Raw genomic sequence first — 7650 nt, forward strand, 5'->3', positions numbered from 1 at the left:
GCCGCTCCAGGGTCAGGCGTCCCGCACTGCGGGACGAGAGTCTCAACGGGTCCACCCTATCCAGCCCGGGGCACCGCGAAGGGCCCCGTCCGAGCGTCGGACGGGGCCCTTGTGTGGCGTGGCGAAGCAGTGATCAGTGGTGGCCGTGGCCGCTCGTGATCTCCCGGTACTCCTCGGCGGTGGGCTTCGGGATCTGGGAACCCTCGCCGTAGTAGGCGTCACTGAGCTTGGCGCGCAGCTTCTCGGAACCCTTCACCTTGCGCTCGACACCGTTCTCGTCGACCGTCGGGCCGATCTCGGCCGGCTTGTACTGCTCGTGCGCCGTGAGCGTGTACATCTGCTCCTGGCTGAGCGGCTCGTGCACCTCGATGAACTCACCGTGCGGCAGGCGCTTGATGATGCCCGACTCGCGGCCGTGCAGCACCTTCTCCTTGTCCCGGCGCTGCAGGCCGAGGCAGATGCGCTTGGTGATGACGAAGGCGATCACCGGGCCGAGGAAGAACCCGATCCGGACGAACCAGGTCACCGAGTTGATCGACAGGTGGAAGTGCGTGGCGACGATGTCGTTGCCACCGCCGATCAGCATGATGATGTAGCCGGTGACCCAGGCGACACCCACACCGGTGCGGGTCGGGGCGTTGCGCGGCCGGTCCAGGATGTGGTGCTCGCGCTTGTCCCCGGTAACCCAGGACTCGATGAACGGGTACAGGGCGATGATCGCGAGGAAGACACCGAAGAGCACCAGCGGGATGAACACACCCAGGACGAGCGTGTGACCCCAGAGGTTGATCTCCCAGCCGGGCATCGCGCGGATGAGGCCCTCGGCGAAGCCCATGTACCAGTCGGGCTGGGCACCGGTCGACACCTGGTCGGGCCGGTACGGGCCGAGGACCCAGATCGGGTTGATCGTCGCGATGCCGGCCAGAGCCGCGATGGCACCGAAGACCAGGAAGAAGAAGCCTCCGGCCTTGGCCATGTAGACCGGCAGCAGCGGCATGCCGACGACGTTCTTGTTGGTCCGGCCGGGACCCGCGAACTGGGTGTGCTTGTGGTAGAAGACCAGGATCAGGTGGCCGACCACGAGCCCGAGCATGATGCCCGGCAGCAGCAGGATGTGGATCGAGTAGAACCGGGCGACGAAGTCGGTACCCGGGAACTCCCCGCCGAACAGGAACATCGAGATGTACGTGCCCACGATCGGCACGGACAGGATCGCGCCCTGCGTGAAGCGGACACCGGTGCCGGAGAGCAGGTCGTCCGGGAGCGAGTAGCCGGTGAATCCGGTGAACATGCCCAGGACGAACAGCAGGAAGCCGAACATCCAGTTGATCTCGCGCGGCTTGCGGAACGCGCCGGTGAAGAAGACGCGCATCATGTGCACGAACATGCCGGCGAGGAAGATGATCGCCGCCCAGTGGTGGATCTGCCGGATGAGCAGACCGCCGCGGACGTCGAAGCTGATGTCCAGGGTGGAGGCGAACGCCTCCGACATCAGCTGTCCCTGGAGCGGGACGTAACTGCCGTGGTACTCCACCTCGTTCATCGACGGGTGGAAGAACAGCGTCAGGTACACACCCGTGAGGATGATGATGATGAAGCTGTAGAGGCAGATCTCACCGAGCATGAAGGACCAGTGGTCCGGGAAGATCTTGCGCATGTTGGCCTTGGCCAGGGAGTAGATCCCGAGGCGGCCGTCGGCCCAGTCGGCGACCCGCTCACCCGCGGGCGCCTTGCGGCGTGTCTGTGCAGTGCTCATCCGCGCTCCCAGAAAGCAGGGCCGACGGGCTCTTCGAAGTCGCCGAGCGCCTCGAGGTAGCCCTCGTCGTTCACGCCGATGCGGAGCTGCGGCAGGGCGTGACCGGCGGGACCGAAGATCACTCGGGCACCGTCGGAGAGGTCGAAGGTGGACTGGTGGCAGGGGCAGAGCACGTGGTGCGTCTGCTGCTCGTACAGGGAGATCGGGCATCCCACGTGGGTGCAGATCTTCGAGTACGCGACGATGCCCTGGTGCGACCACTCGAGCTCGCGCTTGTCCTTGATGTCCTCCGGCTGGATCCGGACGATCATCAGGGCGGCCTTGGCGATCTCGTTCTGGAAGTCGTGGTCTTCCTCCTCCAGGCCCTCGGGCTTGGCGAAGGTCAGCGAACCGACCGCGACATCGGACGGACGCAGCGGCTCGTTGGTGTTCATGTTGACGAGCAGCTTGCCCTTGGACCACAGCGTGTGGCGGAGCTTGGTGCCGGGCAGCGGACCGAGGTCACGCAGCAGCACGACGCCGGACAGCGGCACCAGCGTGAGCGCGCCGAGCATCGTGTTGCGGATCAGCTTGCGGCGGCCGAGCGCGGACTCCTTGGCGCCCTGCTTGAAGTCGGCGAAGACCTTCTCGCGGACCTCGGGCGACGCCTCGATCGGGTGCCGCTCGTCGGCGACCTCCACGTCGGACATCAGGGTGCGGGCCCAGTGGACGGCGCCGGCGCCGATGCAGAACAGCGCGATGCCGAGCGACAGGCCCAGCGCGAAGTTCAGCGCGCTGATGTGGCCCAGCGGGAAGATGAAGACCGCCTTGTCGACCGGGATCGCCACGAAGGAGGCGATGAAGGCGACGGTGGCCAGCATCGACACCGTGAACAGCAGGGCGACCGCACGCTCGGACCGCTTGGCGGCCCGCTCGTCGATGTCCTGGATCCGGTGCTCGTGGGGCGGCAGGCCCGGGTCGGCGAACGGGTTCTTGTCGTCCGCGACGCTCACCGCGCCGTGCCCGTGCTCGTCATGGCCTGCGGACTGCGCGGCAGGCAGGTTCTCTTCAGGAATGTCTTGGCTACTCATGACTTCTTGGCCTTTGCGGTCCGGGCGGCGACCCACACGGCGACGGCGATCAGACCGCCGAGACCGAAGATCCAGCCGAACAGGCCCTCACTGACCGGCCCGAGGCCACCCAGTTCGAGTCCGCCGGGGCTCTCGGTCTTGCTGCTGTTGACCGCGTCGAGGTACGCGATGATGTCCTTCTTGTTCTTCTCCGACAGCGTGGTGTCGGGGAAGGACGGCATGTTCTGCGGGCCGGTCTGCATGGCCTCGTAGATGTGCTTCGGGGAGACGCCCTCGAGGGACGGCGCGTACTTGCCGTGCGTCAGGGCACCACCCTTGCCGGTGAAGTTGTGGCACTGCGCGCAGTTGGTGCGGAACAGCTCACCGCCCTCGGCGATGTCGGCGCCCTCGGGGCCGTACTGCTCCTCCGTCGGGATGGACGGACCGGCACCCAGCGAGGCGATGTACGCCGCGAGCTGGTCGATCTCGGCCTGCGAGTAGATGTTCTTCTTCTTCGGGACCTGCGGGCCCTGGGAGGTGGCGGCCGGCATCCGGCCGGTGCCCACCTGGAAGTCGACGGCCGCGGCGCCCACACCCACCAGGCTGGGCCCGTCGGAGGTGCCCTGACCGCCGGTGCCGTGGCAACTGGCGCAGCCGACCGAGTAGAGCTTCTTGCCCTCCTCGATGGTGAGGGACTGGGCGGTTTCGTCGGCCTGCGCCTTGTCCGCGGGTGCGAACACGGCGTACAGCCCCCCGGTGCATGCCAGCGCGAGGAGTAGGACGACGAGCGCCGCCAACGGGTGGCGTCGTCGTGCGGAGAGCTTTTTCACGGATTACCCCGGTGTCAGGATCTTCTGCGTCGATGCTTCTGGGATGCGCGCTTCGTCGAGCACGCGCGGATGCGGGCCCTGCTACTTGATCATGTAGATCGTGGCGAAGAGACCGATCCAGACGACATCGACGAAGTGCCAGTAGTAGGACACGACGATCGCGGCCGTCGCCTGCTCGTGGGTGAACCTGCTGGCCGCGTAGGTCCGGCCCAGGACCAGCAGGAAGGCGATGAGACCGCCCGTCACGTGCAGACCGTGGAAGCCGGTGGTCAGGTAGAACACCGAGCCGTACGGGTCGGAGGACAGGGACAGGCCCGCGTCCTTGACCAGCTCCGTGTACTCGAAGACCTGACCGCCGATGAAGATCGCTCCCATCACGAACGTGACGATGAACCACATCCGGAGCTTCTTCACGTCACCGCGCTCGGCGGCGAAGACGCCGAGCTGGCAGGTGAGCGAGGAGAGCACCAGGATGGTGGTGTTCGTCGCCGAGAACGGGAAGTTGAGATGGGCAGCCATCTCCTTCCAGTGATCGGGACCCGTCACCGATCGCAGGGTGAAGTACATCGCGAAGAGGGCCGCGAAGAACATCAGCTCGGAACTCAGCCAGATGATCGTTCCGACGCTGGTGAGGTTCGGCCGATTGACCGACGGGTGCGCGTGCCCGGTTTCTACTGTCGTTGCTGTCGCCACGACCGACATTATGTCGGTCGCTTATCCCGCCCTCACTCCGGGGGGTGCCGTTCGGAGTGTCTTCACCGGTCGTACCGGTGTTGACGTGGTGTTCAAGGGAGTAGCATCCGGCCCAACGGGCCTGTCCTTACGACGTTGACGTCACGGAGGAACAATGCAGCCGACCGCCACGGTGCTGGTCTACAGCGACGACTCCAACACCCGAGAGCAGGTGCGGCTCGCCACGGGCCGGAGGCCGGCGCCGGACGTCCCCCTGGTGGAGTTCGTGGAGTGCGCGACCCCTGCCGCGGTGCTCACGGAGCTGGACCGGGGCGGGGTCGACGTCTGTGTGCTGGACGGTGAGGCCGTGCCGATGGGGGGCATGGGCCTCTGCCGGCAGATCAAGGACGAGGTGTTCGAGTGTCCGCCGGTGCTGCTGCTGATCGGGCGGCCGCAGGACGCGTGGCTGGCGACCTGGAGTCGCGCCGAGGCCGCGGTGACTCTCCCGGTGGAGCCGGTGGAGTTCGCCGCGGCTCTGGCTTCGCTGCTCCGGGACAAGGCGGCTTTGAACGCCTAGGGGGCCGGTTCGCCTCGTTGCCGGGCGGCTGCGGGCGGGTGGGGGCTGTTCGCGCCCACGCGGCGGAGCCGCGTATCGACACGGCCCGCGCCCCTTCAGGTCAGACGCTCTGAGGGCGCAGACGCGCCCTTTCGGCCTCTGCCGGGCCGTCGGGGGTGCCGCCCAGGAGGGCGCTGCCGGTGCGCCACTTCGCCCAGTCGAGGTTCCAGTCGCCGTAGCCGTTGCCGAAGGGGGCCATCATGTCCCCGCCGGAGTTGACGACCTTGACGATGTCGCCTTCGCGGACGGTGTCGTAGAACCAGGCGGCGTTCTCGGTGCTCATGCCGGTGCAGCCGTGGCTGACGTTGGCGTAGCCCTGGGAGCCGACCGACCAGGGGGCGGCGTGGACGTACTCGCCGCTGTTGGTGACCCGGACCGAGTGGTGCACGACCAGGTCGTAGAAGTCCGAGGAGCCGATGCTGGCGCTGGTCATGCGGACGGTGCCCTCCTTGGCGAGGACGACCTTGACGCCGTTGCGGGTGTCGTAGCCGGGCTTGCCCGTGGTGACGGGTATCTGCCGGATGACCTCGTCGTTCTTGTAGACGGTCATCTGGTGGGCGGCCGCGTCCGTGACGGCTATGAGCTTGTCCGCGGTGGTGAAGGTCAGCGGCTTGGCCTTGCCGCCCCACATCCGGTCGCCGATCTTGATGCCCTGCAGATTGCTGCGGACCTGGACGGTGGCCTGGGCGGGCCAGTAGTCCTTCGGGCGGTAGTGCAGCTTCTTGTCGTCCACCCAGTGCCAGGCGCCGTCGGTGGCGGGCGTGGAGGAGACCTTGAGGGCGCGCTCCACGACGGCCCGCTGGGCCGTGTCCCTGACCGGCTGGCTCAGCTCGGCGGTGACCGGCTGGCCGACGCCGTAGGTTCCCGCCTTGGGGCCGAAGGTCACGTCCAGGCGCTTCTGGGTGGTCGGCTTGCCGGTGTCGAAGGTGACGATCTTGCGGCCGGGCGCCCCGTCCTCGTCCTCGGTGCTCACGCGGACCGTGTAGCTGGCGTTGGCGGCGAGCGGGGAGGTGCTGTGCCAGCGGCTGCCGTCGGCGGCGAGTTCGCCCGCCACGTAGCGTCCTGAGGCGTCGTGGGCCGTGACGTCCGTGATGCGCCCGTCGGAGTCCTCGACGACTTCCAGGGGCTTGTCCGGGTCGGCCTTCTTGCGGCCCCCGTCGGGGGCGTTGAAGGAGATCTGGTCCGCCGCGTCGTAGGGGCGGGCGGCCAGCGGGTTGCCGTCGGAGCCGCAGGCGGTGACGCCCGCGCTCAGGGCTATCAACAGCAGCGTGCAGCTGACGACGGTGCGGGGGCGGGAGATCACTGTGTGGCTCATGACCTCACGCTAGGAACCGGCGTCAACGGCGGCACGCCGAATGACTCGTACGAGTGACACGCATTACGGCAGAAGGAAGGGGCCCGGACGCTCCTCTCGGAGTGTCCGGGCCCCTTCGGCGCTCGGCGCGTGTTACTGGGTGCGGTTCTCACCGCGGTAGTACTCGAACACCCAGCCCCAGATGCCGATCAGGATGATCGGCAGCGAGAAGTACATCAGCCACCAGCCGATGGCGACCGACAGGAAGGCGAGCGCGCCGCCGATGCCGAGCGAGAGCGGCTGCCAGCTGTGCGGGCTGAAGAACCCGACCTCGCCGGCGTCGTCCGCGACGTCCGCCTCCTTGTCGTCCTGCGCACCGACGTCGACCCGCTTGGCCGTGAAGCCGAGGTAGAAGCCGATCATGATGCACAGACCGAAGGCCAGGAAGAGGGCCGTGGTACCGGCCGGCTCCTTCGACCACACGCCATAGACCACAGCCATGGCGAGGACGAAGACGCTCAGCCACATGAACATCTTGCCCTGGATCTTCACTTGCCGGCCTCCTTGCCACCAGCGATGGCCTTCTCGCCGTGACCGACGTTCTCGAGCTGGTCGAGAGCGGCGATCTCCGGGTGGTGCAGGTCGAACGCCGGGGATTCACTGCGGATCCGCGGCATGGTGATGAAGTTGTGCCGCGGCGGCGGGCAGGAGGTCGCCCACTCCAGGGAGCGGCCGTAGCCCCACGGGTCGTCGACGCCGACCGGCTTGCCGTACTTGGCCGTCTTCCACACGTTGTAGAAGAACGGCAGGATCGACATGCCGAGCAGGAAGGAGCTGATCGTCGAGATCGTGTTCAGCGTGGTGAAGCCGTCGGCCGCCAGGTAGTCGGCGTAACGACGCGGCATGCCCTCGGCACCCAGCCAGTGCTGGACCAGGAACGTGCCGTGGAAGCCGATGAACAGCGTCCAGAAGGTGATCTTGCCGAGGCGCTCGTCCAGCATCTTGCCGGTCCACTTCGGCCACCAGAAGTGGAAGCCGGAGAACATCGCGAACACCACGGTGCCGAAGACGACGTAGTGGAAGTGCGCCACCACGAAGTACGAGTCGGAGACGTGGAAGTCCATCGGCGGCGAGGCCAGGATGACACCGGTCAGACCACCGAAGGTGAAGGTGATCAGGAAGCCGGCCGCCCAGAGCATCGGTGTCTCGAAGGACAGCGAGCCCTTCCACATCGTGCCGATCCAGTTGAAGAACTTCACGCCCGTCGGGACGGCGATGAGGAACGTCATGAAGGAGAAGAACGGCAGCAGCACACCGCCGGTGACGTACATGTGGTGCGCCCACACCGTCACGGACAGACCGGCGATCGCGATGGTCGCGCCGATCAGACCCGTGTAACCGAACATCGGCTTACGGGAGAAGACCGGGATGAC

General features: G+C 67.0%; 8 protein-coding genes. 1 reads left to right on the forward strand and 7 read right to left on the reverse strand.

Features of this window, described 5'->3' with window-relative positions; genetic code table 11:
- Positions 1-133: 133 nt before the first annotated feature.
- From ACFV20_RS30305 to ACFV20_RS30320, 4 genes are all read right to left on the reverse strand, one after another.
- Entirely contained in the window at positions 134-1756 is a 1623-nt protein-coding gene (locus tag ACFV20_RS30305; RefSeq protein ID WP_385662310.1) for a cytochrome bc complex cytochrome b subunit, read from the reverse strand.
- Positions 1753-2826, reverse strand: coding sequence for a Rieske 2Fe-2S domain-containing protein (locus ACFV20_RS30310; RefSeq protein WP_385662313.1), 1074 nt, complete (start codon positions 2824-2826; stop codon positions 1753-1755). The genes ACFV20_RS30305 and ACFV20_RS30310 overlap by 4 nt, the downstream gene beginning before the upstream one ends.
- The gene (locus tag ACFV20_RS30315; RefSeq protein WP_385662316.1) at positions 2823-3635 is read right to left on the reverse strand and encodes a c-type cytochrome; all 813 of its coding nucleotides are present in this window, start codon (positions 3633-3635) and stop codon (positions 2823-2825) included. Before ACFV20_RS30315 ends, ACFV20_RS30310 begins: the two co-directional genes overlap by 4 nt.
- A gap of 81 nt (positions 3636-3716) precedes the next feature.
- Positions 3717-4337 carry a heme-copper oxidase subunit III gene (locus ACFV20_RS30320; RefSeq protein WP_003989683.1) on the reverse strand — a complete coding sequence of 207 codons (621 nt, stop codon included), beginning with the start codon at positions 4335-4337 and terminating at the stop codon, positions 3717-3719.
- 145 nt (positions 4338-4482) lie between these two features.
- Here ACFV20_RS30320 and ACFV20_RS30325 point away from each other — a divergent pair, with 145 nt between their 5' ends.
- Positions 4483-4884: a hypothetical protein gene (locus tag ACFV20_RS30325; protein ID WP_385662320.1), complete on the forward strand. Its 402-nt coding sequence runs from the start codon at positions 4483-4485 to the stop codon at positions 4882-4884.
- A 100-nt stretch (positions 4885-4984) separates the two neighbouring features.
- Here ACFV20_RS30325 and ACFV20_RS30330 read toward each other — a convergent pair whose 3' ends face one another.
- From ACFV20_RS30330 to ACFV20_RS30340, 3 genes are all read right to left on the reverse strand, one after another.
- Positions 4985-6238, reverse strand: coding sequence for an Ig-like domain-containing protein (locus ACFV20_RS30330; RefSeq protein ID WP_385662323.1), 1254 nt, complete (start codon positions 6236-6238; stop codon positions 4985-4987).
- 132 nt (positions 6239-6370) lie between these two features.
- A complete protein-coding gene (locus ACFV20_RS30335) occupies positions 6371-6769 on the reverse strand; it encodes a cytochrome c oxidase subunit 4 (protein ID WP_385662326.1) in 399 nt (132 codons plus the stop codon).
- Positions 6766-7650, reverse strand: an 885-nt coding sequence (locus ACFV20_RS30340) for a cbb3-type cytochrome c oxidase subunit I (RefSeq protein ID WP_385662329.1), incomplete at its 5' end; no start/stop codon positions are given. The genes ACFV20_RS30335 and ACFV20_RS30340, both read right to left, overlap by 4 nt.

This window comes from Streptomyces sp. NPDC059696, assembly GCF_042733745.1.
In the GTDB taxonomy this organism is placed as follows: Bacteria; Actinomycetota; Actinomycetes; order Streptomycetales; family Streptomycetaceae; genus Streptomyces.